This is a genomic window from uncultured Gilvimarinus sp., assembly GCF_963972205.1.
In the GTDB taxonomy this organism is placed as follows: Bacteria; Pseudomonadota; Gammaproteobacteria; order Pseudomonadales; family Cellvibrionaceae; genus Gilvimarinus; species Gilvimarinus japonicus.
Window position 1 is genome coordinate 132,842 of record NZ_CAXAUC010000001.1, and the last position, 25,342, is coordinate 158,183.

Annotated in this window: 23 protein-coding genes and 1 riboswitch; of the genes, 16 read left to right on the top strand and 7 right to left on the bottom strand. The window is 53.0% G+C overall.

Annotation, left to right across the window (positions count from 1 at the left end):
- Positions 1 to 2: 2 nt before the first annotated feature.
- A complete protein-coding gene (gene rluF, locus AACY82_RS00560; protein ID WP_339614810.1) occupies positions 3 to 1,043 on the top strand; it encodes a 23S rRNA pseudouridine(2604) synthase RluF in 1,041 nt (346 codons plus the stop codon).
- Here rluF and rlmE read toward each other — a convergent pair whose 3' ends face one another.
- Entirely contained in the window at positions 1,044 to 1,664 is a 621-nt protein-coding gene (rlmE, locus tag AACY82_RS00565) for a 23S rRNA (uridine(2552)-2'-O)-methyltransferase RlmE (protein ID WP_339614811.1), read from the bottom strand.
- Between the two features lie 235 nt (positions 1,665 to 1,899).
- Here rlmE and AACY82_RS00570 point away from each other — a divergent pair, with 235 nt between their 5' ends.
- The 6 genes from AACY82_RS00570 (at position 1,900) to AACY82_RS00595 (ending at position 7,627) form a co-directional block, all read left to right on the top strand.
- On the top strand, positions 1,900 to 3,534 hold the full coding sequence (locus AACY82_RS00570) for an NAD(P)/FAD-dependent oxidoreductase (protein WP_339614812.1): 1,635 nt from the start codon (positions 1,900 to 1,902) through the stop codon (positions 3,532 to 3,534).
- Positions 3,531 to 4,259, top strand: a complete 729-nt coding sequence (locus tag AACY82_RS00575; RefSeq protein ID WP_339614813.1) for an RNA methyltransferase — start codon at positions 3,531 to 3,533, stop codon at positions 4,257 to 4,259. The genes AACY82_RS00570 and AACY82_RS00575 overlap by 4 nt, the downstream gene beginning before the upstream one ends.
- Before the next feature lie 224 nt (positions 4,260 to 4,483).
- Positions 4,484 to 4,963, top strand: coding sequence for a DUF2238 domain-containing protein (locus AACY82_RS00580; protein WP_339615584.1), 480 nt, complete (start codon positions 4,484 to 4,486; stop codon positions 4,961 to 4,963).
- A gap of 89 nt (positions 4,964 to 5,052) precedes the next feature.
- Positions 5,053 to 6,033 (top strand): hypothetical protein, encoded by a 981-nt coding sequence (locus AACY82_RS00585; protein WP_339614814.1) that lies wholly within the window; start codon positions 5,053 to 5,055, stop codon positions 6,031 to 6,033.
- A 248-nt stretch (positions 6,034 to 6,281) separates the two neighbouring features.
- The gene (locus AACY82_RS00590) at positions 6,282 to 6,752 is read left to right on the top strand and encodes a hemerythrin domain-containing protein (RefSeq protein WP_339614815.1); all 471 of its coding nucleotides are present in this window, start codon (positions 6,282 to 6,284) and stop codon (positions 6,750 to 6,752) included.
- A gap of 14 nt (positions 6,753 to 6,766) precedes the next feature.
- Positions 6,767 to 7,627, top strand: a complete 861-nt coding sequence (locus tag AACY82_RS00595; RefSeq protein ID WP_339614816.1) for an SDR family oxidoreductase — start codon at positions 6,767 to 6,769, stop codon at positions 7,625 to 7,627.
- A gap of 106 nt (positions 7,628 to 7,733) precedes the next feature.
- Here AACY82_RS00595 and AACY82_RS00600 read toward each other — a convergent pair whose 3' ends face one another.
- The 4 genes from AACY82_RS00600 to coxB are packed head-to-tail and all read right to left on the bottom strand — an operon-like array spanning position 7,734 to position 12,437.
- A complete protein-coding gene (locus AACY82_RS00600) occupies positions 7,734 to 8,540 on the bottom strand; it encodes a cytochrome c oxidase assembly protein (protein ID WP_339614817.1) in 807 nt (268 codons plus the stop codon).
- A complete protein-coding gene (locus AACY82_RS00605; RefSeq protein WP_339614818.1) occupies positions 8,531 to 8,917 on the bottom strand; it encodes a hypothetical protein in 387 nt (128 codons plus the stop codon). Before AACY82_RS00605 ends, AACY82_RS00600 begins: the two co-directional genes overlap by 10 nt.
- Positions 8,917 to 11,433 (bottom strand): cytochrome c oxidase subunit I, encoded by a 2,517-nt coding sequence (ctaD, locus tag AACY82_RS00610; RefSeq protein WP_339614819.1) that lies wholly within the window; start codon positions 11,431 to 11,433, stop codon positions 8,917 to 8,919. Before ctaD ends, AACY82_RS00605 begins: the two co-directional genes overlap by 1 nt.
- The gene (gene coxB, locus AACY82_RS00615; RefSeq protein ID WP_339614820.1) at positions 11,430 to 12,437 is read right to left on the bottom strand and encodes a cytochrome c oxidase subunit II; all 1,008 of its coding nucleotides are present in this window, start codon (positions 12,435 to 12,437) and stop codon (positions 11,430 to 11,432) included. Before coxB ends, ctaD begins: the two co-directional genes overlap by 4 nt.
- Between coxB and AACY82_RS00620 the strand changes: the two genes are divergently transcribed.
- Positions 12,429 to 12,884, top strand: coding sequence for a DUF2231 domain-containing protein (locus AACY82_RS00620; protein WP_339614821.1), 456 nt, complete (start codon positions 12,429 to 12,431; stop codon positions 12,882 to 12,884). The two genes, coxB and AACY82_RS00620, sit on opposite strands and share 9 nt — an antisense overlap.
- Positions 12,885 to 12,948: 64 nt before the next feature.
- Here AACY82_RS00620 and AACY82_RS00625 read toward each other — a convergent pair whose 3' ends face one another.
- On the bottom strand, positions 12,949 to 13,383 hold the full coding sequence (locus AACY82_RS00625) for a CopD family protein (RefSeq protein WP_339614822.1): 435 nt from the start codon (positions 13,381 to 13,383) through the stop codon (positions 12,949 to 12,951).
- A gap of 612 nt (positions 13,384 to 13,995) precedes the next feature.
- Here AACY82_RS00625 and AACY82_RS00630 point away from each other — a divergent pair.
- Positions 13,996 to 15,075 (top strand): protein kinase, encoded by a 1,080-nt coding sequence (locus AACY82_RS00630; RefSeq protein ID WP_339614823.1) that lies wholly within the window; start codon positions 13,996 to 13,998, stop codon positions 15,073 to 15,075.
- Positions 15,076 to 15,237: 162 nt separating this feature from the next.
- Complete coding sequence (locus AACY82_RS00635) at positions 15,238 to 16,269, top strand: hypothetical protein (protein WP_339614824.1); 1,032 nt, start codon at positions 15,238 to 15,240, stop codon at positions 16,267 to 16,269.
- Between the two features lie 216 nt (positions 16,270 to 16,485).
- On the opposite strand, the gene AACY82_RS00640 is transcribed toward AACY82_RS00635, so the two are convergent.
- Entirely contained in the window at positions 16,486 to 17,583 is a 1,098-nt protein-coding gene (locus tag AACY82_RS00640; protein ID WP_339614825.1) for a Gfo/Idh/MocA family oxidoreductase, read from the bottom strand.
- A 165-nt stretch (positions 17,584 to 17,748) separates the two neighbouring features.
- Positions 17,749 to 17,909: riboswitch (cobalamin riboswitch) on the top strand.
- A 102-nt stretch (positions 17,910 to 18,011) separates the two neighbouring features.
- Here AACY82_RS00640 and AACY82_RS00645 point away from each other — a divergent pair.
- The 6 genes from AACY82_RS00645 (at position 18,012) to cobU (ending at position 25,342) form a co-directional block, all read left to right on the top strand.
- Positions 18,012 to 19,868: a TonB-dependent receptor gene (locus AACY82_RS00645; RefSeq protein ID WP_339614826.1), complete on the top strand. Its 1,857-nt coding sequence runs from the start codon at positions 18,012 to 18,014 to the stop codon at positions 19,866 to 19,868.
- Between the two features lie 465 nt (positions 19,869 to 20,333).
- Positions 20,334 to 20,939 carry a cob(I)yrinic acid a,c-diamide adenosyltransferase gene (gene cobO / locus AACY82_RS00650; protein WP_339614827.1) on the top strand — a complete coding sequence of 202 codons (606 nt, stop codon included), beginning with the start codon at positions 20,334 to 20,336 and terminating at the stop codon, positions 20,937 to 20,939.
- 488 nt (positions 20,940 to 21,427) lie between these two features.
- On the top strand, positions 21,428 to 22,966 hold the full coding sequence (locus AACY82_RS00655) for a cobyric acid synthase (protein WP_339614828.1): 1,539 nt from the start codon (positions 21,428 to 21,430) through the stop codon (positions 22,964 to 22,966).
- Positions 22,963 to 23,985 carry an iron ABC transporter permease gene (locus AACY82_RS00660; RefSeq protein WP_339614829.1) on the top strand — a complete coding sequence of 341 codons (1,023 nt, stop codon included), beginning with the start codon at positions 22,963 to 22,965 and terminating at the stop codon, positions 23,983 to 23,985. The genes AACY82_RS00655 and AACY82_RS00660 overlap by 4 nt, the downstream gene beginning before the upstream one ends.
- On the top strand, positions 23,982 to 24,818 hold the full coding sequence (locus AACY82_RS00665) for a heme ABC transporter ATP-binding protein (RefSeq protein ID WP_339614830.1): 837 nt from the start codon (positions 23,982 to 23,984) through the stop codon (positions 24,816 to 24,818). Before AACY82_RS00660 ends, AACY82_RS00665 begins: the two co-directional genes overlap by 4 nt.
- Positions 24,815 to 25,342: a bifunctional adenosylcobinamide kinase/adenosylcobinamide-phosphate guanylyltransferase gene (gene cobU / locus AACY82_RS00670; RefSeq protein ID WP_339614831.1), complete on the top strand. Its 528-nt coding sequence runs from the start codon at positions 24,815 to 24,817 to the stop codon at positions 25,340 to 25,342. The genes AACY82_RS00665 and cobU overlap by 4 nt, the downstream gene beginning before the upstream one ends.

The following is a 25,342-nucleotide window of genomic DNA, read 5'->3' on the forward strand; positions in this document are numbered from 1 at the left end:
TTATGCTCAACACCTCTTTAACACGCCTAAATAAGTACATCAGCGAGAGTGGTATGTGCTCGCGGCGCGATGCCGACCGTTATATTGAGCAGGGCAATGTATACCTGAACGGTAAGCGTGCTCAGGTGGGCGATCAGGTGGCGCCGGGGGATGTGGTTCGCGTGAATGGCCAGCTTATCGAGCCGCAAGAGGCGGAGGATTTGATCTTTATCGCGCTGAATAAGCCTGTGGGTATTGTCAGCACCACCGAGAGCAGCGAGCGGGATAATATTGTTAACTTTGTGCGTCACAGTACCCGGATTTTTCCCATCGGGCGGTTGGATAAAGACTCTCAGGGGCTGATTTTTTTAACCAACAATGGTGATTTGGTTAATAAGATTTTGCGCGCCGGCAATAACCATGAGAAAGAGTATTTGGTGACGGTTAATAAGCCAATTCGCGACGATTTTATTGCCGGTATGAGTCAGGGCGTGCCGATACTGGGTACTAAGACGAAAAAGTGTAAGGTTAGCAAAGAGGCACCTACCGTATTTAGAATTACGCTGGTGCAGGGGCTTAACCGCCAGATTCGCCGGATGTGTGAGCATTTTGGCTACGATGTAGTGCGGCTTGAGCGCGTTAAGATTATGAATATAAACCTTAAAGGCTTACCGGTGGGAGAGTGGCGCGATCTTACCGAAAAAGAGTTGAAGGTTTTGCTGGCCTCGGTAGAGGATTCGTCGTCGGAGGCGCCTGCTGGGCGTAAAAGCTCACACAAAAGCGCGCCCAAAAAATCACCGGGTAATGGGGCGAAGGCCCGAGGTAAGGGCGCGCCGAAGGCAGCTGGCAAGTCAGTCTCCGGTAACAAGCAAAAGCCTGCGGCTGGAGGCAAGAAGAAGCCCTCCGCGGGGGGCAAGCCCGCTGCTAAGTCGTCACGTCATAAAACGGGTGATAAACCGCGAGGTGACGCAAAAAATAAGCCAGGGCCTAAAAGCAAGCCCGGCACTCGAGCCAAGCATAAACAAAAGTCCGGGCGCTCGGGGCCGCCAAAGAGTCGCCGCTAGCTATCCTTTAAAGCCTTTTGCCACAAAGTAGACTTCGCGCGATCTAGGGCGCGAGGCGTCGGGCTTGCGAATCACGACCTTATCAAACGAGCTGCGAACGTCTTTTAGGTATTCCTCGGAGCCCTCGCCCTGAAACACCTTGGCGACAAAACACCCCTTGGGTTTGAGTACTTGGCGGGCCATATCCAGCGCCAGCTCGACCAAATACATAGAGGATGCTTGGTCGGCGGCGTTTACACCGCTAATGTTGGGCGCCATGTCAGAGATGACTAAGTCTACCGGGGCTTCGCCCACGGCGGCCATGATTTCGTCAAACACGGCGTCTTCGGTGAAGTCGCCCTGAATAAAATCGACATCGGCCATTGAGTCCATGGGTAATATATCTGAGGCAATAACCCGCCCCTTGACGCCTACCATGGGAGCCACCACCTGCGACCAACCACCGGGGGCGCTGCCTAAGTCCATAACCATCATGCCGGGGCGCACGAGCTTGTCTTTTTTAATGATCTCCAGCAGTTTGTAGCTGGCGCGCGAGCGGTAGCCGTCGGCTTGGGCGCGTTTTACGTAGGGGTCATTAACGTGTTCGCTAAGCCACTGGTTGCTGCTTTTTGATCTTGCCATGGTACGACTCTGCTGTGCCCGGTAAATAATAGCCGCATTATACGCATTCTGGCGCTGGGCCGTAACAGGGGGCTTATTGCCAACCCAGTAGCGAGCGGGCGCTTAGTTTTGTGGTGCTATCAGCGATCTACTCACGCCCGCTTCGCAGGCAGATATTTCAAAGGTACAATACGCCTATTTGGCGCCCTAGGCGCTGTTAGCCCCTTTGCCGGAGACACCGGCCAGGCCCTATTTTATGATCCGACTTACCGAACTCGCCTTACCCCTCGATCACCCCGCCGAGGCGCTGCCCCAGACTGTCGCTAACCGCCTTGGTGTGGCTCAGTCCGAGCTGCAGAACTTGACTGTGTTTAAGCGCAGTTACGATGCCCGCAAGAAAAACAGCGAAATTAAGTTTATTTATATCGTCGATGTGGGCCTCACTAACGAGGCGACGGTGCTCGCGCGCTTTGAGGGTGATCACCATGTTCGCCCATCGCCCGATACCCATTATTACCCAGTGGCACAGGCGCCGGCCGAGCTAACCGAGCGGCCCGTGGTGATTGGTTTTGGCCCTTGCGGCTTGTTTGCGGCTTTGATTTTGGCGCAGATGGGGTTTAAACCCATTGTGCTGGAGCGCGGCCGCAATGTGCGCACCCGCACCAAAGATACCTGGGCGCTGTGGCGCAATAATGTGCTTACCCCCGAATCGAATGTGCAGTTTGGTGAGGGCGGCGCCGGCTTGTTCTCGGACGGCAAACTGTACAGCCAAATTAAAGACCCTAAGTTTTACGGCCGCAAAGTCATGCACGAGTTTGTTCGCGCCGGTGCCCCCGAAGAAATCATGTACGTCAGCAAGCCCCACATTGGCACCTTTCGTTTGACCGGTGTGGTGGCGGCCATGCGCGAGGAAATTATCGCCCTCGGGGGCGAGGTACGTTTTGAAAGCAAAGTGGCGTCGCTTGATGTGGAGCAAAACCGTGTTCAAGGCGTTACCCTGGCGAATGGCGAGCAGATTAAAAGTCGCTATGTGGTGTTGGCCGTGGGGCACAGCGCGCGCGATACGTTTAGGATGCTGCACGATGTGGGCGTGTATGTTGAGGCCAAGCCGTTTGCCATTGGCTTTCGGATCGAGCACCCGCAATCGTTGATTGACCATGCGCGTTTAGGCAAATACGCCGGCCACCCCGACTTGGGCGCCGCCGATTATAAATTAGTGCACCACGCCAAAAACGGCCGGGCGGTGTACAGCTTTTGTATGTGCCCTGGCGGCACGGTAGTGGCGGCCACCTCAGAGGAGGGCCGCGTTGTCACCAACGGCATGAGCCAGTACTCGCGCAATGAGCGCAATGCCAATGCCGGTATTGTGGTAAGCATTAACCCCGACGAAGACTTCCCCGGCGGCCCGCTGGCCGGTATTGATTTGCAAGAGGCGTTAGAATTCCATGCTTATGTCGCCGGTGGTAAAAATTACTGCGCGCCCGGGCAGTTGGTGGGTGATTTTATAAACGCCAAGCCCTCCACAAAACTAGGTGAGGTCGAGCCGTCTTACAAGCCTGGCATTACGTTGGGCGATTTATCGTCAACCTTGCCGAGCTATGCCGTCGACGCTATTCGCGAAGCGCTGCCGGCTTTTGGCAAAAAAATCCGCGGCTTTGATCGCGCCGATGCGGTATTGACGGGCGTTGAAACGCGCACCTCGTCGCCAGTACGCATCAGCCGCCATCGCGATAGCCTGCAAAGCGTTAACACCCAAGGTTTGTACCCGGCCGGCGAGGGCGCGGGCTACGCCGGCGGTATTTTGTCGGCCGGTGTCGATGGCATTAAAATCGCTGAAGAGCTTGCCAAGGCGATGCTGAATGATCTGGCAGGTGAAGGCGAGACCCCATGAAGCTCGACGATATTAAAAAGCTTCACCAAAAAAAATACCGCACGGAGCTAGGTTGTTTTTTGGTAGAGGGCGAGCATCTTATTCTAGAGCTGCAAAAAGCCGCTAGCACTAATCCGTTATTAGCGTCGGCTAAGGTTTACGCTAGCGATAGCTATGGTGAGGTGACAACCGATTTTGAACTGGTGCGAGTTTCTGACAAACAAATGCAGAAAATATCCGACACCAAATCCCCGCAAGGTATCGTTGCGGTGGTGCCGCTTAGCGCCACAGTAGCGCTGTCGCAAACCGCCAGCACCGAACGCACCATTTACCTACACGAGACACAAGACCCGGGAAATCTAGGCACCATCTTGCGCACCTTGGCGTGGTTTGGTGGCTTTAAATGCGTACTTAGCCCTAACAGCGTTGACCCCTATAACCCCAAAGTGCTGCGCGCCAGTATGGGAGCGATTTTTCATGTGCCCATTGAAACAGATGTTGCGCTAAGCAAGCTGCAAACACGCTTCGCTGAATTCGCCTGTTTGGATCTTAATGGCGCCGCGTTATCGGCACCATCGTTTAACCGCCACAGCTGCTTTATTTTTGGTAACGAAGCGCGTGGCGTACCCCGCGAGCAATTAGCGAGTTTGAGCGTAGAGTCGTTCTCTATATCCGGCAGCGGAGCGCTGGAATCGCTCAATTTAGCTACCGCCGTTAATATGTGTGCCTATGAGTTGAATCGTTAGCTAAACAATAGCGCAATTAATAAGGTCGCGGCGGCGTATCTATCAAGCGTACTGCCGAGCCTACAGTACGCAACTCTGAATGATAAAAATATTAAAGATAGGAGTGCCAAGATATCAAATACCTTTGGATTACCATATTTTCAATTGTTTTAGTTTGGTCGGGCATTAATCCCAAAGATCAATTTACATGGTTGCTTGAGGTGCTGCCGGCCATTGTTGGGGTTGTGTTGATGGCGGCCACTTATAAGTCGTTCAGGCTTTCGCCTGTGTTGTATTTTTTTATTCTATTGCACTGCATCGTCTTGATGGTGGGTGGGCACTATACGTATGCCGAGGTCCCATGGTTTGACGGGCTGTTTGGCGCCGAGAGAAACAACTACGATAAAGTCGGCCACTTCTTTCAGGGTTTTGTGCCTGCGCTGCTTGCGAGGGAAATACTGATCCGCAAGAGAGTCGTCAATGGCGATTTTTGGCGAGGTATCGTGGTTGTATCTATTTGCTTGGCGTTTAGTGCGTTTTACGAGCTGATCGAGTGGTGGGTCGCGCTGGCCTCGGGCGAGGAAGCTGAGGCGTTTTTAGGTACGCAAGGCTATGTTTGGGATACGCAATCAGATATGGCGCTGGCGTTACTTGGGGCGCTTTGTTCTTTGCTTGTTTTTTCCGCGTTTCACAATCGCCAGTTAAAGCAAATGGCGGGGGAGTAGGCCGAGTGACACAGGCTTTTTAGCTTTTCGGGCAATGATTTGCTAGGCTTTCAGCCTCTTTTAAACCAAGCAACCTATAAGGTCTATTTATGACGACCCTTTCAGTCGCTCAAGTGGCGCTTGGCTTTGCGGTTATTTTGTTTACCCTGTTTGATGCCTTTGTGACGATTTTAAGTTTACGCGGCGGTGGCCCAGCCACTTCATTTATCTCGCGCAAGATATGGCGTTTAATGTTAGTGATGCACCGTGCTAAGCCATCGCACAAGCTGTTGTCTGTCAGTGGGCCGGTGTTGATGGTGCTGGTTGTTCTATTTTGGTATGGCATGCTAAATGTCGGTTGGTTTTTAATATTCCACTCGGCAGACACTAATATCATAAATAGTAATTCGCTAACGTCTGCCTCGGGCCTAGAAACTCTTTATTTTACCGGCGTTACTTTAAGTGGGCTGGGCTATGGCGACTTTACCGCAAGCGGCTTTCCCTGGACGCTATACAGTACCGCAGCAGTGTCTACAGCGACTTTGTTAACCTCTTTGGGTTTGTCGTATATTATTTCGGTAGTTCCCGTGGCGCTGGAGAAGCGTCAACTAGCGCATCAGATCAACTCAGTGGTGTCTGATCAATCCACTTTGATTAAGCGGTTGCGAGAGCCCAGTGATGTTGCTTTTATCTGGGAAAAGCTGTTTTCGATTCAGCTAAATGGTACAAAATTTTCCACAAAATATGGCGCTTATCCAGTGGTGGCCTATTTTCACGCCTCCGAGGCGGTTAGCTCGTTCTCGCTTGCGTATTTAAAAGCATCGGATATCTTGTTTTACATCGCTAACCACCCGTCGCCCGAGCTTCGCCCGCCAGTAACTGCCGTAGCAACTATTAAGCACCTTATTACTTCACATAGCAAAAACCTAGAGCACATCATCGATAAGCGTGAGCCTGCACTTAATGTTAGGCCTGAGCGATACGAACCATTAGCTGTTATTACAGAACTAAGCAGTGCTGATTTTTCTTGGGAAGAGTACCAAAAGTTGCGGGATGTGTTGGTTACCGCGTGCCTTTACGATGGTTGGTAGCTAATAGCGACAGTTTTAGACGATGAAGCGCAATCGTCGTTTGTACCTCCCGCCCCACATTGTGTATATCTGTAAAAACTTCATAAAAATTTTCCTCTTTACGACATCACTGTCGCTTTTAGCTGCCTTTGCGTACTACAGCGAGTTATTCGTGGTGTTTGCGTGCATAGTCCTCGGATTTTAACTTGGCATAACTAATGCAAAACCCGAGACGCTTGTGTGACTTTTCGCTAACCCGAGGGAGTTTTATGTCTATTTATACGTACCTGAAGCAAGATCACCAAAAAATTAAGCATTTAATGAGTGAGATCGAGGCGCTGGGGCAAGAAGAGTCAGACCGGCGGAGCGAGCTTTTTAACCAATTGAAAGCGACCATCATTATTCACAGCAAGGCAGAAGAAAAAGCCTTTTACGATCCGCTAAAAAATCACACAAAAATCGAAGACGAAGTAGAACACGGTGAGGAGGAGCACCAAGAGGCTGAACAGCTCTTATCCGAGCTCACCGATTCGGAGTTAACCGGCGCCGCATGGTATCAGAAGTTTCTATCGCTTAAAGAAAGCCTGGAGCACCATATTGAAGAGGAAGAAAATGAGATCTTCTTCGATGCTAAGAAGGTTCTGGATGGCGAGCAGGCGGACTTCATGGAAACCGCAATGCGCAACGAGAAGCAGCGTCAGGTGGCCGACCAGTCCATTCAAAAGCGCCCTAATATCTAACCGGGAGAGCCGTCATGAGTGATAAACCAACGTCGTTTGCGCGTCAGCACCAGGCTCACCAGCCGGGAGATGAGCGTAAAATGCAGCCGCAGCCCGAGTCTTTTATGAAAGACTATAAGGCCGCAGGAAAGCTCACAGGTAAGATTGCTCTTGTGAGTGGCGGCGATAGTGGTATTGGTCGTGCCGTTTGTATCGGCTTCGCCAAAGAGGGCGCGAAGGTCGCGTTTATTTACAAAGACGAAGACGCCGATGCTGAAATCACTTGTGAGCATATCCGCAAAGCCGGAGCGCCGGTGTTGGCGATAAAGGGAGATATCGCCAGCGCTGAGTTTTGCCGCGATACTGTGCGCAAAACTGTCGCGGAGTTTGGTGGGTTGAATGTGTTGGTCAATAACGCTGCCGAGCAACACGTTCAAGAGGACATTACGGATATTTCAGAGGCTCAGCTGCGCCAAACCTTTGATACTAATATCTTCGGCACATTCTTTTTGACTCAGGCGGCGATGGAACATTTAAGCGATGGGGACAGTATTATTAATACCACCTCTATTGTCGCTTATCGAGGTAAGTCGGTATTGCTGGATTATGCCGCGACTAAAGGCGCGCTTGTCGCCTTGACCCGATCTTTGGCCGGCAGCTTAACTGAGCGCAATATCCGGGTGAACGCCGTGGCCCCTGGCCCCATTTGGACACCGCTGATCCCCGCGTCTTTTAGCGCCGACGAGGTGGAAAACTTTGGCGCTAGCTCCCCCATGGGCCGCGCTGGCCAGCCCGACGAAGTTGCCCCCAGTTATATATTTTTAGCCTCCAATGACGCCAGCTATATGACTGGGCAAGTGCTGCACCCCAACGGTGGCACAGTTATTGGCGGTTAGCGTATCGGGCGGGCCCAGCCTCTTTTTCGGTGGGCGCCCACTTGAGCATCCGACGATCGTTATGCACAGCAGCTAACCGTGTCAGTTTGCCACACAGTAAAGGGGCCTATTGGTGTTTTTCGGCCCGGTTAAACCAGCGCCAGCCCAAGTAAAACGCAGCGGTTACGTAGGGAACGCCCCCAAGCACCCACATCAACAGGCCTGCAAGTTGCTGGTGCTGAAGAAGGCGCGACTCTCCGTACCACGAACTCTCTGAAAACGTCAGTAACGCCCCCAAGAAACCTGTGTGCATCAAAGTGACCAAAAGTGCGAGCAGCGCAGGCGGGGTATTATTATGTTGGCTGCGCAGCACCGACCACCAGAACACGCCAGCACTGACTAAGAAGCACAGGTGCTCAAACAAATGCCACCATAAATTTTCCAGCGCTAGCACGTACAGTACCGGTGTATGCCACAGCCAAAGAATGCCGCCGTGAATTAGCGTGGCGAGCATTGGGCGGCGGGCGATCAGCAAAAGAGGTTTAAAAACCAAACCCGCCAACGTGGGCTGCAAGGCATACCACTGCGGTAAAGGCCGGGCGATAACCCACAAGGGCGCGATGGCAACCATCATCAGCATATGCTGCACCATGTGCGCTGCAGAGTTAGTTTCGGCCCAATCATCAAGTGGGCCAAATAAAGTGACAACACTCAGCGCATTGGCGATGTTAAACAGCCACCAATCGCGCTTGCTGGGGCATTGCTTTAAGCAGCCCAGCCAGTAACTGACCCAGACAATCGCCAGAAGGGCGGCGCCGGTTAATACCGCCGCTTCGCCTGGCTCGGTCAAGGGGTTGTGGGCGGCGGCCAGTGCGGGCCAGAGCATAAGCCCCATACCCACAGCACTGGTTTGAAGCAAACGAATTAAATACATGGTACTAACAACACCAAAGGTAGGCCGTTGATAAGCGTTGCCATGGCTGCCACGACATAGATAGATACGGCCACATAGTTAATAAATTGTGGCGTCGTTGGAACACTCGCAGATTGTTTGTGATCGGGGGTGGCGGGCCTTGTTTTCTTTGTGAGCTTAATAATATGCCAGCCGCGGCGCGCTTGAAACAACAGCCCCAAAGTGACCGCGAATGTCAGTAACAGTAGCGCGATGTTTACCCAGTTAAAGGCACCGCTTTGCTCCGGGGGCGCAAAGTGCTGGCAGCTGATCGATAGGCCTGCGTAAAGCACGACAAAATACAGTGCCCAAATGACTAAACCTAGCGTTAACTGTAAAGGATGAAACGGCGACAGCATTAGGCTAGGTTCCACATGTTGGGTAACAAAATCACAACCGCATAAATAAGCCAAAAAGTGCCGGTGGTGTACACCCACCAACGTTGTACCACGTTTGGCTCGTAGGGCGCGTGTATGCCGACGTAATTTCTGCCCATACGCAACGCCTGCAATACCGTCATGATAACCGCTAAAGCGCTGTGCAATATTTGGTACAGCAACATAACGGTTATAACGGCGTCGTGAGCGGTATCTTGCGGTGCAAGGTTTGAGCTTTGCCAAACGCCCACCAGTATCACTAAATGGGTAAAGCCTAACCCCGAAATTCCCCACAAGTGCGGCTGCAGGTGAGTGGCTATATCCCGGCGCAAACGTTTGATCACCCGGTTAAACCAAAAAAGTGAAGCCGTTAGCAAACCCCCAGAGCTAAGCAGCCCCAGCCAGTGTACCGGCGGGTGATCCGGCACCTGCCAGTTGGGGGCCACTGTCCATAAATAGAGCCAGCCAAACAGCAGCGATAAAAACAATGAGCCGTTGGCCAGCAAGGTGACTTTCATCCCCCATAAGCCCGGGCCATCGTGGGTGCGCGAGTGCAGTGGTGGGTCGCCCTCAACCACTTGTGCATTGGGCGCGGCGCGTGGGTGAGCGCCGTTCTCCCACGACCAGCGCAATAAAAAAGCGGTGCTGGTCAGTGCCATGATAATGGCGACTGTATAAAACTTACTGAGCAGGCAGATACACAGGCCGGCCGTCGCCAAGGCGGCAAAAAAAGGTAGCCAGCTGTTGCCGGGTAAATGAATGATCTCACGAACTTTTCCGGTAAGCGGATCGGTGCCCCAGGTTTCCCGGCGGCCGTGATCAATCGTCGCCAACCCGTGATGGCCGTGCTCAATGGTGGTTTGTAAGTCGGGGTTGTCCCACAGCGGGTGGCGGCTGGTGCACTCAGGCAAAGTGGCAAAGTTATAGGCGCTGGGGGGGAGCGAGGTGCTCCAATCAAGGGTGTCGGCGTTCCACGGGTTTCGTTTGGCGCGCTCGCCAAAACGAAAGTGCAGGATAATATCGAGCAAACAAGTGGCGACCCCGGCGGCCATAATAAAGCTGCCCACCGATGAGATCATATTGGGCAAATCCCAGCCTAAGTTGGCCTCGTAGGTGTAAATGCGCCGTGGCATACCCAGCAAGCCGGTTACGTGCATAATAATAAAAGTGACGTTAAAGCCTATAAATATCAGCCAAAACCCCCAGCGCGCCAATGAGCGGTTGGGCATACGGCCAGAAAAGTGCGGCAGCCAATAATAAATGCCCGCCATAAGCGGGAAGAACATGCCCCCCACCAACACAAAGTGAAAGTGCGCCACCACAAAGTGGGTGTCGTGTACCTGCCAGTCAAACGGCACTAGCGCGAGCATAACGCCGGTTAAACCGCCGGCCACAAAAATAAACAAAAAGCCAAGCGCCCAGAGCATAGGGGGCTCGTAAACCGGCCGGCCGTTCCAGAGGGTGGCGATCCAGGCAAACACCTGAATCGCGGTAGGAATGGCCACCATCATACTGGCCGCCGAGAAAAACGCCTGAGCCAAATGCGGGATGCCCACAGTAAACATATGGTGTACCCACAGGCCAAAGCTGATAAAACCGGTGGTAATAATCGACAAAACCACCCAGCGGTAACCGGCAATGGGCCGCTGGCAAAACACCGGTAAAATGGTGGATATCATACCGGCGGCAGGCAAAAACAGAATGTACACCTCGGGATGGCCAAACAGCCAAAATAAATGCTGCCACAGGATGGGGTCGCCGCCGCGCGCCACATCAAAAAAGGGCATGCCCGCCGCTCGCTCAAGCTCCAGTAAAATACTGCCTAAAATCAGCGGCGGAAAACCAAACACAATCATTAAGGCCATGGCTAAGATGTACCAAACAAACAGCGGCATATGTTGCAAACCCATGCCCTGAGTGCGGGTGCGCATGATGGATACCACCAGCTCGATACCCGCCGACACGGCCGATATCTCGACAAAGGTAATGCCCAGCAGCCAAAAATCTGAGCCGGGCCCCGGCGCATAAACGGCGCTGCTTAAAGGCGTGTACATAAACCAGCCGGCGGCGGGGGCGATTTCCATCACCAAGCTTGAGGTAAGAATAATACCGCCGAACAAATAGCACCAATAGCCAAAGGCGCTTAGACGCGGAAACACTAAGTCGCGCGCGCCAATCATTTTGGGTATTAAATAAATCGCAAACCCTTCCATCACCGGCACGGCAAATAAAAACATCATAATGGTGCCGTGCATGGTAAAGACTTGGTTGTAAATCTCAGGCGTTAATAAGTCGTGCCCCGGCAGCGCCAGCTGAGTGCGAATCAGCATGGCAAGCAAGCCGCCAATTAAAAAGAACACGCCACCGGTGATTAAAAAGCGCAGGCCAATGGTGGTGTGATTAACGATAGTCAGTGCCAGCAGGCCGCGAGGGTTACCCCACACTTTGTCAAACTGATGGTGAAAGTCTTCGGCCGCTTGTGGGTCGTTGGTGTTCAATCTAAAGTCTCCAGCCAGGTGGCAATGGCGTCTTGTTGCTCGGGTGTAATGTCTGAGTGGAGTGGGGTGCTCTCGCGCTGCAGCCACGTGGGGTGAGTGTTAAGCCACTGGGCAATACTAACGTGCGCACCATCGCGTGGGCTTGCCCCCATTAGCCGGCGCGCACCGATATTGCTTAGATCTGGCGCGCCAGTGCCTTGAGTAATGCCTTTTACCCGGTGGCACTCGCCGCAGTGCGTGGTAAATGCTTGCGCGGCGCTTTGGTGCTCGGGCGCAACCACGATGTCTTGCTGCTGGCGCTGCTGCCAGGCGGCATAGTCGCTTTTACTTAACACCTTAACCTGAAACACCATGTGTGCATGGCCGGTGCCGCAAAACTCGGCGCATTGCCCGCGCATGGTGCCCACCTCACTTGCCCGCAGGCGTATGCGGTTGGCGCGGCCGGGCACCACATCAATTTTACCGCCCAATCGTGGCACCCAAAACGCGTGAATCACGTTGTCACTGTAAACCTTTACCTCTATGGGGGTATCGACTGGTATGGTCAGCTCGTTGGCGGTAATTACCTCGGTGTTGGGGTAGCGAAACTCCCACCACCAACGGTGCGCGTGCACATCAATGTGCAGCGGCTTGGTGGTTTCGTCCGCTAGGGTAAGAACATGCTGCCCGGCAGGAATCCCCGCGCCCAGTAGTACAATGATGGTAATTAATGGCAGAATGATGCCGCCGCCTATAATCCACCGGTTAGTCGAGCGGATTGCATCGGCGGGGCTTACCTTGGCGTGGTTGCGTTGCATGGCGTACAGCCATAAACCCAGCACCACAAACAGCACCAGTGTAAAAAAGCCAAACATGCCCCACCACAGCCAGGCAATAACCTCGGCGGCTGGGCCTGCTGGGTCAAGCGCCGATTGCGGGCCGCTACAGCCTGTTAACGCGGCGGCAAACGCTACAGCTAACCCTTTTTTTATGGCCTTTGGCTCAGGATACAATTTATGCCCCATTCGCCCATCCCCAGCCGCACGGCTATTGCCGGCCACCCCATTCACCCCATGCTGATTCACTTTCCGGTGGCCGCGCTGATGGCGTTGGTGGCAACCGATGTGGCTTATATTGCTACCGCCGATGAATTTTGGGCCCGCGCCAGCTTGTGGCTGGCCGGTGTTGGCGCGTTGGGCGGCTGGGGCGCTGGCCTGATTGGCCTGATCGATTTGGTATCGGTAAAACAAATCCGGCGCCTTATTACCGCCTGGAGCCACGCGCTGGTCGCGGTAATGGCGCTGTCTATCGTTACCCTTAATTGGCTGCTGCGCTACCAAGATATGTTGGCTTGGGTTAGCCCTTGGGGCGTCACCTTGTCGGTTGTCACGGCCTTGCTGATCGCTTTGGCGGGTATCCTTGGTGGGCAGCTGGTGTACGAACACGGTGTGGGTGTCGATACCGACGCTTGATTGAGGCGCTCCTACTCCCATACGCATAGGCATACACATAGGCATCCACATGGGTGTAGTCATGCTATAGCTCCTGCAACGGCTTGGCTAACACCAGCCAGGTAATTGCCGTCATGGTGGCGCCCAGCAGCAGCGCGATGAGATAGGCGTATGCTTTTACGCGCTGCACCTTGCCTCGCTCGGTTTTGGCAATCAGCAGCCCCGTTAAAAGGTGCAATACCACCAATAACGTCACCAACATTAACTTAACCATCAGCCACACATCCCAAATACCGTACCGGTAAAAAACCAGTGTGCCGGCAATAATGGCGGTCAGCGCTGCGGGTGTGGCAATTCGGGTATACACCAGGCGCGGTAATGTTAAGTAATTGGCACTGTGGGCCGGCTGGGTTACTGTGTTTGCACCGCCGGATCGGCCCACAAGTAAACCCGGTAAATACAGCAAAGTCCCGCACCAGCACAGTAAGGCGGCAATGTGGAACATAAGTAACCAGGGCATGAAGGTCTTCGTCCTTGCGTTGGGGTTAAAAGCTCTCGCGGTGACACCTAATGTCTCTTTGCTAGTGTCAATATTTTCGCCTTAAAGCGCAAGTGCCGCGCGCCGTAAGGCACGCCCGGGCCCCCCAAAAGCACGACTGATTAACGCCATTTGTAGTGCGCTGTGGTGCTTAAGAGTGGGTGCTGTGAGTCATTTTTTGTTGAACAGGGTGAGAAGGCTAGTTTAGTGGAGGTAGACCTTTGTTGTGGGCGGGCTGTAATGGCGATTACAACGCTCGGGGCGGGCGCACTCAATGCAGGCGGGCGGGAGTGACTTCAAGGGGAGGGCGCTATGAGTAACAAACTTACTCGTCTTCGTTCCTCCATGCGAAGCGTTCTAACTCTTTGAAATATATGTATTATTTAGTGTCGCGGATGCATGCAAAGCCCCTCCGGGAGCTTGTTAAACACGGTGGCTTCGCTTTCACTGTGGGAAAATGTAGATAAGGGGGTGCTAACCGGTTGAGCTTGATATTATTTTTCGAAAATAAATGGAGAAAAAGAGATGTGGTTTGGTTTCGTATAGTCGAAATTCTGCTTATTGTACTGTTAAATGCAAAGGAAGCTAAGCTCCATGGATCAAATAGATTTTCATGCCCTCGATGCTGCTCAGAAGAAATTTATGTTAGAGGTTACTTTGGGTAATAAAGGGACTTGTGTTTCAGTTTCTGAAGGTATGTGCGGAGAGATTTATGTTTTTGATCAAGGTGAAAATGTATCACCCCGATATGTATGTGCGAAAATACCGAAACCTCTCAGAAACGCTCCCATTCAGGAAACGAATCAAAGATTTGTTAATGAACTAAAGAATCAGCTTTCATATAGCCACCAGATGTTTGTTCATTGGGCCTTTGATTTCTCTGAGGTTCTTGGAAACCCTGTGGCGCTATTTCGTTATTGGGGAGGAGACCTTGAGAAGGTGATGCGAAAGTCTGAGCTTTCTAGCGTGACCGAAAAGCTTTCAATAATGGTTTATGTTTGCAGTGGCTTGAGTCACTGCTATAAAAGTGGTTTAGTAGCGCATCAAGATTTGAAGCCAGCCAATATTTTTCTGAGGGACGTAAAAAGTGAATTTCGTGGTTTACCTGATCTGGATATCTATAATTTGGCACTAATCGCCGATTTCGGTCTAGCAAATGCTTTTCAAGACTCTTCCGTCTTTGGTGGTTCACGGCCTTATATGGCTCCAGAACAGTGGAGTGAGTCTCAGCTTTCACCTAAAACGGATATATTTGCGCTAGGGGTCATTCTCTATGAGCTTATGAGTGGTGGTTTCCATCCGGTTGGCATAAAACTAAATGATTATTGGCCTCGACCGGTTGGGGGTAATAGTAAAAAGTGGACTAAGGCTAATGCTTGGAAAAAGTGGGCAGCGACCGCAAGTATAGCTTTTGAGCATATTGCTTCGATAGAGCCTGAGGTCCAATCTCTTATTCATAACATGCTCTCAGTTGACGCCGCTGATAGGCCATCTATTGAGGAGGTCAAAATATCATTGCTTGGTATTATTAAACGTGAATCGCAAGAGAGCTTTGTTCAGCTAGAATTCCTTGTCAATTATTTTGAACGAAAGGCATCTACAGTACCTTTCAAAGACAGATGGCCGTATTTGTCGGAAAGGTGGAGGAAATTTCAAACAAAATTTGAAAAGTGAATTTGATAAGTTACTCGCTTCGCTCCCAATTTTCCGGTGAGAAAAGCGTTCTCTCGTCAATCCTACCGGGAGAGCTTCGGAACTGGCAACGAAAGTTGAAGTGTCGCTGAACCAGCCTGACAATTTTGATAACAGTTACAAATCGAAATATGGAGATTCGCATTGCTGTTCCAAACATATTACCGATTAGACCCGTGGGGCTTTGAACCGCCGCTTAAGGATTTTAGGGCAATTCAATTTGATGATCCAAAGCAGATGTTTTCGCTGGCAATGAGTTACAAGCATGCACTCAGCGAAGACGAGGAACCGCAAGTATTGGTGCAAACAATTCATCGCAAAGATAACCTTCCGGATTTGGTGCGCGCCGTGTTTAACGGAGACGTAGAAGCTGATTCGAATCTTGGAGGCGAGAGTCAGAACGGGTTCAAAAACTTGCCGGTCGCCTATCGTGATTTCATAGTTGCGTTGCATAAGGATATGGACCGAATGGCGTCTGAGATATTCAACGTGGTTCGCTGGCGCATGGGAATTGTCGGTGGGCCATTGGGACTTCAGAGCAGATGGTCATTCATGAGATGGCACGATGACACCAAGGAAGGAAAGGTGATCGACGAACATGGATTTTTGAACCGTCAAATGATCTCCGGAGTATTTCCCCTGCATATGCCCGAAATGCAAGAGGCTAAATTCGACAAGGAGTGTCGATCGAATATTGAAAACCTAATTCAGTTTCAATCTAAGCAACCATTATATCACGATTTATTTCGTGAAGCATGGCAGAATCAACGGGACAATCCCCGAAGTGCGCTTGTAATGGGGATTGCCGCGGCAGAGACTGGGTTTAAGACTTCTTTGATAGAATTGAACCCTTCGGTGAGTTGGATTGTCGAGAACTTGCAGTCTCCGCCACTAGATCGCATGTTACGCGACTACATGGCGCAGCTACCCGCAAGGAATCGGATTAACGGTGAAGTTCGTCGCCCCCCCAAAAAGGTCATTTCCACAATCAAGAAAGGCATAGAACTGCGGAACAAGCTCGTACATGGGCGTGAAGAAACAGTATCAACCGAAGAGGTACGCCACATGCTCGAAGCCGTTCGCGACTTACTGTACATGCTGGACTATTACCGAGGCCATGATTGGGCCATGGAGAGAGTGAGTACCGCAGTGGCTAGGAGTCTGAGCGAGGAGTAGCGCTCATTGACGACAGAGCAAGGCATTCAGGCCGACGCGGAGGAGCCGTGCGCGGGGAATTCCGGGGACAGATACCGTCGTAAATGGCAATCGCCTACAGCGTAATCCTTTTCTCTTTCTCAGACGATTCAATCGCCGCGCGCACAATGGGGAATTCCGGGGACAGTTTACTCAATATTCAACTAAAGCCCTCCGCTCAGGAGGGCTGTCAATCGCTTAAAGCGTAACTCTTTTCTTTTTGTCAGACGATTCTATCGCCGCACGCACAATGGCGATATCCCGCATGCCTTCTTCGCCCGGCACCAATACCGGCGAATCATTAATAATCGCCAGGGCGTCATCGTCCATCTGTTTGGCTTGCTGGTTGGCGAGGTATTTATCGAGCTTTTTGCCATCGCTGGTGATGCCTTGCACACCGCTGTATTCCGACATGGGCTTGAGTTGGTACCAACCGTTTTCGGCATTTACCCGCAGCTGATTACCTGATTGCACTACCGAGGTCATGCACTCGGCGACGATGTCGTTGGGAAACTCCAGCGTTAGGTGAGTGGTGTTGTCTACCTCGGTAAATTTGGGGTGATCGAACGAGCGTGTTGCGGTAACGGCAATGGGCTCTAGCCCGGTGGCGTAGCGCGCACCGTTGATGGTGTACACACCCATGTCGTAAAGCGCGCCGCCGCCCATATGTTTTTGCATGCGCCAGTTATCGGCGGGTAGGCCGTTGCCGCCGTAGGCTGCCTGGGTATTAACGGTACGGATAGCGCCATAGGGTAAATCCTGGGCGTATTGCATTACGGTTTGGGTGTTGGGCTCGTGCTGCATGCGGTAACCCACCGATAGTTTCACCTTATTTTTGCGGCAGGCGTCGATAATGCTTTGGCAGTCTTCGGGTGTTAGCGCCATGGGCTTTTCACACCACACGTGCTTGCCGGTGTTGGCGGCGATTACTGCGTATTTTTTGTGTAACCCAGTGGGCACAACGATATACACCACATCGATCTCGGGGTTGTTGGCGATCTCGTGCATGGTGTCGTAGTTATAGACGTTGGCGTCTTTAATGCCGTACTTTTCTTGCCACACGGGTATTTTGTCGGGGCTACCGGTGACAATGCCTTTAAGCTCGCAGTGCTCGGTGAGTTGCAGGGCCGGTGCCAGCAAATCGCGACTGTAGTAGCCAAGCCCCACCAGTGCCACGCCGAGCTTTTTGCCACCGCTTGCTGCCAGCACCTGTCGCCCGGCACCAACACTGAGTAAAGTGGCCCCCACGCCCATTTGCTGCAGTAGGCGGCGCCGCGATGTTAGGTAGTTGCTCATAGCCAGTCCCTCGATCAATGGTTTTAGGTAATGGCTATTGCAGCAGGGCTGGCGCCGGCCCGCAATGACCTTTACATAGGTTAATATTTAAACGGTGATGTAGATCAAAGCTGCTGTTGTTTTAGAAAGCGCCAATAATTGACAAACCCCCGCGCGCACCGTAAATTGCGCGCCACGATAGCAGGTGCCTACTGCCACCCTAACCGGTGGGCTGAGTAGGTTAAACGGGAAGTCCGGTAATCCGGCGCTGCCCCCGCAACGGTGATCAGAGCATGTGCGCGGCACACTCTGTAAGCCCGATACCGGCCTGGATCGAACCGTGATGGAGCGGAGGGCTACCATCTGGCAATACGACACTCCACGCTTTGCGTGACGCATTGCTATTCCTCCCTCGATCCCAAGCCAATATCGACTTAGGGGTTGAACCTTTGAACAAAACTATTCTGGCGGTGGCCGTTGCCTCCGCATTCAGTGCGCCTGCGTGGGCACAAGACAAAACCAATTCGGTGTCGCAAAGTGATTTGTTGCCATCGCTTGAAACCATCGTGGTCGTTAGCTCGCGCCAAGATACGCCGCTGCGCGAGGTCGCCACCTCCGTCGCGGTCATGGACGAACCGCAAATTAAAGCCCGTGGTTTCACCTCGCTGGCCGATGTGCTGCGCACCATGCCATCGGTTTCAGTGACCAACTCGGGCGGGGCGGGCAAACCTAGCTCGATTCGGGTGCGTGGCGAATCTGGTTATCGCACTTTGGTGCGGGTTGACGGCATCGATGTGACCGACCCTACGGGTACTCAGGCTTCAAGCCAAATTCAGCATATTCTTAGCGCCAACGTGGGCAAGGTCGAGCTACTGCGCGGCCCGCAAGGCATGATGTACGGCGCCGATGCTGGTGGTGTGTTAAATATCACCACTCGGGGCGTCGACGAAGGTAGCCAGATCAATCTAGCCGCAGAAGGCGGTAGTTACGGCAGCCAACGCTATAACGCCAGTATTGGCGGCGCTAATGAGAGCGTCGATTACTATGTGTCGGCCGCTTATGTCGAAACCGACGGCTTTAATACCAGCTTGTATGACACAGTGGCGCAAGATGATGACGGGTACGAAAATACCACCTTGCACGGCCGGGTAGGCTGGAATATCAGCGACAACTTGCGCTTTGAGGCCGTTGCCCGCGATACCGATGCGACCAATGAGTTTGACCAGTGTTCGCCTAAATATGGCTGCGAGCCAGACATGGTGGGGTACTTTGACCAAACCAATACACGGGTAAGTTTGATTCACTCGACGGCCATTTTTAATAATGAGCTGGCTTACTCGAATACCGATGTCGCCCGTAAAAACTATGCGGCAGGCGAGGTCTCTTACGATACCGAAGGCGATATTCAAAAACTGGAGTGGATCGGCCACGCGACCCTGAGCGATACACACACTGTGGCCTACGGCCTAGAGCAGCGCGAAGACACGGTGCGGGATATGAGCCGCGATCAATGGGGCGCCTATGTCGAGTATCAAGGTAACTACGATGATCGGTTTTATCTTACCGCCGGCGTGCGTCGCGATGATAACGACGATTTTGGTGAGTATGACAGTTACCGTGTAAGTGGCGCTTATGTGATCGATGCCGTCAGCTCGGGCACACTCAAGCTTAAAACCAGTTACGGTACAGGCTTTCGTGCGCCCAGCCTATACGAGATAGATTACAATCACTCGCAAAATAACGCGACGCTGGCCCCGCTGGCGCCAGAAGAGAGTGAAGGGTTTGATATTGGTCTGGAATACTTTGCCAACAGTGGCCTGCACCTAGAGGCCGTGCTGTTTGATCAAACGATTGATCGGGAGATTGGTTTTGATCTTGTCGGTTACACAGGCTACATTCAGGGCTCGGGCGAGAGCCAGTCTGAGGGTGTCGAGCTTATTGTGGATGCACCACTGGGTGAGTTGTTGGTGTTAAACGCTAATTACACCTATACCGACGCGAGCGATAACGACGACTCGCCGCGCGCGCGTCAGCCTAAAGATATGGTAAACCTTGGTTTTACCTACAGACCGATGGATGCGTTAACTGCCTCGTTAAATGCGCGCTGGGCTAAAGGTACGGTTGACAGTACTGGCAAGCCAATAAACGATTACCAAGTGCTTGATGCCAGCGTACGCTACCGTATAAGTCCCGCACTTACGTTTTACGTGCGCGGCGAAAACCTCACCGACGAAGATTACGTTGAAGTTCCGGGTTACCGCACTGCAGGCGCCTCGGGTTACGCTGGGGTAGAGGTTACTTTTTAGCGATAATGTTAGGCCCCGTGCGGGGGGAGTGTTGTGGGCAAGGCTATTTAATGTTGTGTGCTTGATAGTTGTACACACATAAATAGCTGCCGCTAACGCGGACATTGTTTATAAGCTCGCATCGCCGAGCGTGGCGAGTGACTTTTCTTTGTTTGGCCAAAGCAAAGTAACCAAAAGGCCGCTCTCGCGCTTCCATGCGCTCGCGGCATTAGTGCATCCGTGCACGTCAAAGGCCACCCCGGCACCTCAGCCCTGCGGGTTCCCTCGCTCCGGCCGATTTTAGGGGGCCGCATCGACACGCCGTCCATGGCGTGGCGATGCTTGCGCACGCATCCATGCGTGCTTACCCCCTAAAATAGGCCTACGCTCGGCTGGTCGCAGGGGAGCTAAAAGCGGCACTTCGTACCAAAGTGTGTAAGCAGCTCGAAGCTTAAAATTTAATGCAAAATTACAATTGGAGGCCAAATGAGCAACGATAAAGAACAGCGCCATAAAGAGGCGATGAAAAAGCAAAAGGCTAAAGTTGATGCCAATATCGCCGCCGCCGATGAAGAGCGCGGTGTAGCTATTTTGCTTACCGGTAACGGCAAAGGTAAATCCAGCTCGGCCTTTGGTATGGTGATGCGTGCGCTGGGCTACGATCACACCGTGGGCGTCGTGCAGTTTATTAAAGGCGCGCAGTTATCGGGCGAGGAGTTATTTGTTAAAAACAAATGCCCCGAGGTAACCCTCTATCAAATGGGCACAGGTTTTACCTGGAATACCCAAGATCGCAGTGGCGATATTGCCGCCGCCGAAGAAACCTGGGCCCAGGCCGAGGCCATGCTGCAAGACGAGCGGTACGATCTTGTGGTGCTGGACGAGCTGACCTATATGATTGGCTACAAATATTTAGATGAGCAAAAAATTCTTGATGCCATTAAAAATCGCCCGCGCGAGCAAAGCGTGGTGGTAACCGGCCGTGGTGGCGGTAGCGCGCTGCAAGAGTTGGTTGATACCGTGGCCGAGATAAAAGACGTAAAACACGCGTTTCGCGCCGGCGTTAAAGCGCGTAAAGGCGTGGATTATTAAATACAAGTTCTTCGTGGGTTTGCGCGAAGCGGTTGTGCACCAGTTTAGATGTTTGAAACAACCTGATTATGCACTGCACGGAACTGGGCACCGCTAACGCGGACTTTGTTTATAAGCTCGCATCGCCGAGCGTGGCGAGTGACTTTTCTTTGTTTGGCCAAATCAAAGTAACCAAAAGAAAGGCCACCCCGGCACCTCAGCCCTGAAGGGTGCCCTCGCTCCAGCCGATTTTAGAGGGCCGCATCGACAGGGCGTCCATGCCCTGGCGATGCTTGCGCAGATTTCCTATCTGCTTACCCACTAAAATCAGCTTCCGCTCGGCTGGGCGCAGGGGACCTAAAAGCGGTGCTTCGTAGAAGGGTATGAGCGCTTCAAGAATGACATTTCACTACCGTCACTCTATGCTGGATACGCTAGTGATAAAGGGTTAGTGATATTAAGTTTTCGTATCAGGCTACGAAGAACCTAAATACTAAGGCAGCACATTTATGCGCGCATTAATGGTTCAGGGCACCACCTCGGACGCTGGAAAAAGTACGCTGGTGGCGGGCCTTGCACGCCTGTTACAGCGTCGCGGTATTGCGGTTGCGCCGTTTAAGCCACAAAACATGGCCCTAAACAGCGCAGTTACTGAAGATGGCGGTGAGATCGGCCGCGCGCAGGCACTACAGGCGCAGGCCGCGGGCCTTGTGCCGCATACCGATATGAACCCGGTACTGCTTAAGCCTTCATCCGATACCGGTGCCCAGGTGATTATTCAGGGTAGGGCGCTGGGCAATATGCAGGCGCTGGATTACCACGCTTACAAAGCCACCGCCAAGGCGGCTGTGTTGGAGTCTTTTGCCCGGTTATCAAATCAGTATCAGTGTGTGCTGGTTGAAGGCGCCGGCAGCCCCGCTGAAATTAATTTGCGCGAAAACGACATCGCCAATATGGGCTTTGCCGAGGCCGTCGACTGCCCGGTGATTATTATTGCCGATATCGATAAAGGTGGCGTTTTTGCGCATTTAGTGGGTACGTTAGAGCTGCTTTCGCCCAGCGAGCAAGCGTTGGTTAAAGGCTTTGTGATCAACCGTTTTCGCGGCGATATCGCTTTACTGCAACCGGGCCTCGATTGGTTAGAGCAGCGCACCGGTAAACCGGTGCTGGGGGTCGTGCCGTATTTGCACGATTTATATTTAGACGCTGAAGACGCCATCAGCACCGCGCAGGTTAAAGGCGAGCAGCAACTGAATGTGGTCGTGCCGGTACTGCCGCGCATCAGTAATCACACCGATTTTGACCCGCTGCGGTTACACCCATCGGTTAATGTGCAGTTTGTTTCGGTGCGCGACGAATTGCCCCCGTGCGATTTAGTGATTCTGCCCGGCAGTAAAAACGTGCGCGCCGATTTACAACAGCTGCAGTTAAACAACTGGCAAACCAAGCTCGATAAACATGTGCGTTACGGTGGCAAGCTGCTGGGTATTTGTGGTGGCTTACAAATGCTGGGTAAGCGTATTGATGACCCTATGGGAGTCGAAGATACGGCCGGTAGCATCGATGGCTTTGGCTATTGCGATTACGCAACAGAGTTAACCGGCCAAAAGTCACTGTTAAATGTACAAGGCAATTTTAGTTTACGTGGCGCCGGTGAGACGCCGGCGCGCACCGGTTATTTTAGCGGTTATGAAATTCACTGCGGTATTAGCCGCGGGCCGGCGTTTGGCGCGCCGGGTAATGATGTAACCCGCCATGCGCCTTTTACCATTGCATCCGACAAACTCGATGGCCAACCAAGGCCCGAAGGCGTGATGAGTGCCGACGGGAAAATTCTGGCAACTTATATCCACGGTTTATTTGATGCCCCCGAGGCGTTAAGCGCGCTACTACACTGGGCGGGGCTCGATCGCGACGCCAACACCGAGTTTGATTTACAAGCGCACCGGGAGGCTCAGTTAAATCGGCTGGCCGATACACTCGAGCAACACCTGAGCGATGCATGGCTTAGCGAGCTTATGGCCGGTGGCGAGACAGCGGCGCCATGAGCCTGGTCAAGCGCACGGCACCGCGATTCGCCTGGTTTACTTTGAGCGGGCTGTTGGCGTTGAGCTTTTTCGTGGCAATTGCCTTTGGCTCGGTAGATTTGTCCATCGTTGATGTTGTTCGCGCGCTTACCGGTCAACCCTTAGAGGGTTATGGTGCGGCTATCGTGCACTCGATTCGTTTGCCCCGCGCCTTGCTGGCGGCATCTGTCGGGGCGATTCTCGCCATTAGTGGCGCTTACTTGCAGGGGCTGTTTCGCAACCCGCTGGCCGACCCGTCGTTAATTGGTGTTACCGCCGGTGCCTCCGTCGGCGCGAGCGTGGCTATTGTGTTTGGTGCCGGTGGGTTGGGGTTTGTCAGTGGTTTATCGCTTGTCTCGCTGGGTGCATTTGGCGGTGGCTTGTTGGCGGTGTGGTTAGTGTATAAAGTTTCGTCGTCGATCAACGGCACATCGGTGGCCACCATGTTGCTTATGGGCATCGCTGTGAGTGCGCTGGCCGCGAGCCTGACCGGTTTAATGGATTACTTTGCCGATAACGAAATGCTGCGCCGGCTAAGTTTATGGCGCATGGGCGGGCTCGATGGTGCCAACTACTGGCGAGCGGGAATCGCAGCGGCGGTACTGTTGGTTATGTTGCTTAGCATGGGCGGTTTTTCTCATGCACTTAACACGTTATTGCTGGGCGAATCCCAGGCGCGGCATTTAGGTGTCGATGTCGAGCGCTTAAAAACCCGCTTGATTATTTTGGTCGCCGGCGGCGTCGGAGTGTCTGTCGCCATGGCTGGCAGCATTGCGTTTGTCGGCTTAGTGGTGCCGCACATGGTGCGCTTGTGGGTGGGGCCGGATCACCGCTTATTGTTGCCGCTATCCGCCTTAGGCGGTGCGAGTTTACTGCTGTTGGCCGATACCTTCGCCCGTGTCGTGATCGCGCCCACAGAATTGCCGGTTGGGTTAGTCACCGCTATTTTGGGCGCGCCGTTTTTTATCTCGCTGTTAAAAAGTAGGCGGGATTTACAGTGAATAAAACTAGCCAAAATACTCCGGATAAGGGCGTGCTGACTGTCGAGAACCTCTCGGTGAGCATTGGCTCGCGTACGCTGATTAACAATATTAATCTTGCCGTTGATGCCGGCGAGGTGCTGTGCGTTATTGGCCCCAATGGCGCGGGTAAAACCACTTTGCTGCGTACCATTGGTCAGGATCTAACCCCAGACAGCGGCCATATAAGTTTTGCCCAACAGCCGCTCACGCGCATGGCACCCAGAGCCCGGGCCCGCCAGCTTGCCGTTCTCACCCAGCACAATCCGCTAACGTTTGCCTTTACCGGGCGCGAGGTGGTGGCACTAGGGCGCTCGCCGCACAGTACCGGTGTGGTGATCGATGACGACATTTGCCAGGCCGCCATGGCGGCGCTGGATGTTAGCCATTTAGCGCAGCGTTTGTATCCGTCGTTATCGGGCGGTGAACAGCAGCGTATTCAGTTGGCGCGGGTGCTGGCACAAGTTTGGCGCGCAGAAGATGCCAGCACCAGTGCGCGATTATTGTTATTGGACGAGCCTGTCACCAGTTTAGATATCGGCCATCAACACCAGCTGATGCAAGCGGTGAGGGAGTTTGCCCGCACCGGTGTGGCGGTGGTGATGACGGTGCATGACATCACCCTGGCAGGTGCGTTTGCCGATCGTATCATTGCCCTTAAAAACGGCGAGTGTATCGCCGAGGGCAGCCCCCACGAAGTGCTGACGGAATCCTTAATAAGTCACGTCTTCGATACGCCCGTGAGTATTATTAAACATCCGCAAACCGGTAAACCGGTGGTGCTGGGCGCGACCGAAACGGGAACTACAGTATGAGACAGTTAATTCTCGGCGGCGCCCGCAGTGGTAAAAGCCGCATCGCCCAGGAGCGCGCCGAAGCGTGGCGCGAGCAAACCGGTGGGGCGCTGTATTATTTGGCCACAGCGGGAGCTGGCGACGACGAGATGCGCGCGCGTATAAGTACGCACCGCGCCGAGCGCGATAGCCGCTGGCAAACCCTGGAGGAGCCCATTGCTCTGGCCGAAACGCTCAAACAGTATCGCGATCAGCCCGTGTGCATTTTGGTGGATTGCTTAACTCTGTGGATCAGCAATTGTTTGCACCAAAATGTGTGGCAACAAGAGCGCGATGCGTTGCTGGCTGAAGTTGACGCCCAAGCGGAAGCTAACAGCGAGCTTGCCGTGATTTTTGTCAGCAATGAAGTGGGCTCGGGCATTGTGCCTTTGGGGCAATTGTCGCGCGATTTTGTCGATGCCTCGGGCTGGCTGCATCAAGCCTTAGCGGCACGTTTTAATACTGTTACCTTAGTGGTGGCAGGTTTACCTCTAGCTCTTAAGTGA

Excerpts from the sequence above, each read along its gene's own strand:
- AACY82_RS00660 (WP_339614829.1), top strand. The coding sequence starts at position 22,963 with ATGAGCCTGGTCAAGCGCACGGCACCGCGATTCGCCTGGTTTACTTTG.
- AACY82_RS00630 (WP_339614823.1), top strand. The coding sequence starts at position 13,996 with ATGGATCAAATAGATTTTCATGCCCTCGATGCTGCTCAGAAGAAATTT.
- AACY82_RS00570 (WP_339614812.1), top strand. The coding sequence starts at position 1,900 with ATGATCCGACTTACCGAACTCGCCTTACCCCTCGATCACCCCGCCGAG.
- cobU (WP_339614831.1), top strand. The coding sequence starts at position 24,815 with ATGAGACAGTTAATTCTCGGCGGCGCCCGCAGTGGTAAAAGCCGCATC.
- AACY82_RS00585 (WP_339614814.1), top strand. The coding sequence starts at position 5,053 with ATGACGACCCTTTCAGTCGCTCAAGTGGCGCTTGGCTTTGCGGTTATT.
- AACY82_RS00600 (WP_339614817.1), bottom strand. The coding sequence starts at position 8,540 with ATGTATTTAATTCGTTTGCTTCAAACCAGTGCTGTGGGTATGGGGCTT.
- AACY82_RS00620 (WP_339614821.1), top strand. The coding sequence starts at position 12,429 with ATGCCCCATTCGCCCATCCCCAGCCGCACGGCTATTGCCGGCCACCCC.
- AACY82_RS00640 (WP_339614825.1), bottom strand. The coding sequence starts at position 17,583 with ATGAGCAACTACCTAACATCGCGGCGCCGCCTACTGCAGCAAATGGGC.
- AACY82_RS00625 (WP_339614822.1), bottom strand. The coding sequence starts at position 13,383 with ATGCCCTGGTTACTTATGTTCCACATTGCCGCCTTACTGTGCTGGTGC.
- rlmE (WP_339614811.1), bottom strand. The coding sequence starts at position 1,664 with ATGGCAAGATCAAAAAGCAGCAACCAGTGGCTTAGCGAACACGTTAAT.
- AACY82_RS00590 (WP_339614815.1), top strand. The coding sequence starts at position 6,282 with ATGTCTATTTATACGTACCTGAAGCAAGATCACCAAAAAATTAAGCAT.
- cobO (WP_339614827.1), top strand. The coding sequence starts at position 20,334 with ATGAGCAACGATAAAGAACAGCGCCATAAAGAGGCGATGAAAAAGCAA.
- AACY82_RS00595 (WP_339614816.1), top strand. The coding sequence starts at position 6,767 with ATGAGTGATAAACCAACGTCGTTTGCGCGTCAGCACCAGGCTCACCAG.
- AACY82_RS00575 (WP_339614813.1), top strand. The coding sequence starts at position 3,531 with ATGAAGCTCGACGATATTAAAAAGCTTCACCAAAAAAAATACCGCACG.
- rluF (WP_339614810.1), top strand. The coding sequence starts at position 3 with ATGCTCAACACCTCTTTAACACGCCTAAATAAGTACATCAGCGAGAGT.
- AACY82_RS00605 (WP_339614818.1), bottom strand. The coding sequence starts at position 8,917 with ATGCTGTCGCCGTTTCATCCTTTACAGTTAACGCTAGGTTTAGTCATT.
- coxB (WP_339614820.1), bottom strand. The coding sequence starts at position 12,437 with ATGGGGCATAAATTGTATCCTGAGCCAAAGGCCATAAAAAAAGGGTTA.
- AACY82_RS00655 (WP_339614828.1), top strand. The coding sequence starts at position 21,428 with ATGCGCGCATTAATGGTTCAGGGCACCACCTCGGACGCTGGAAAAAGT.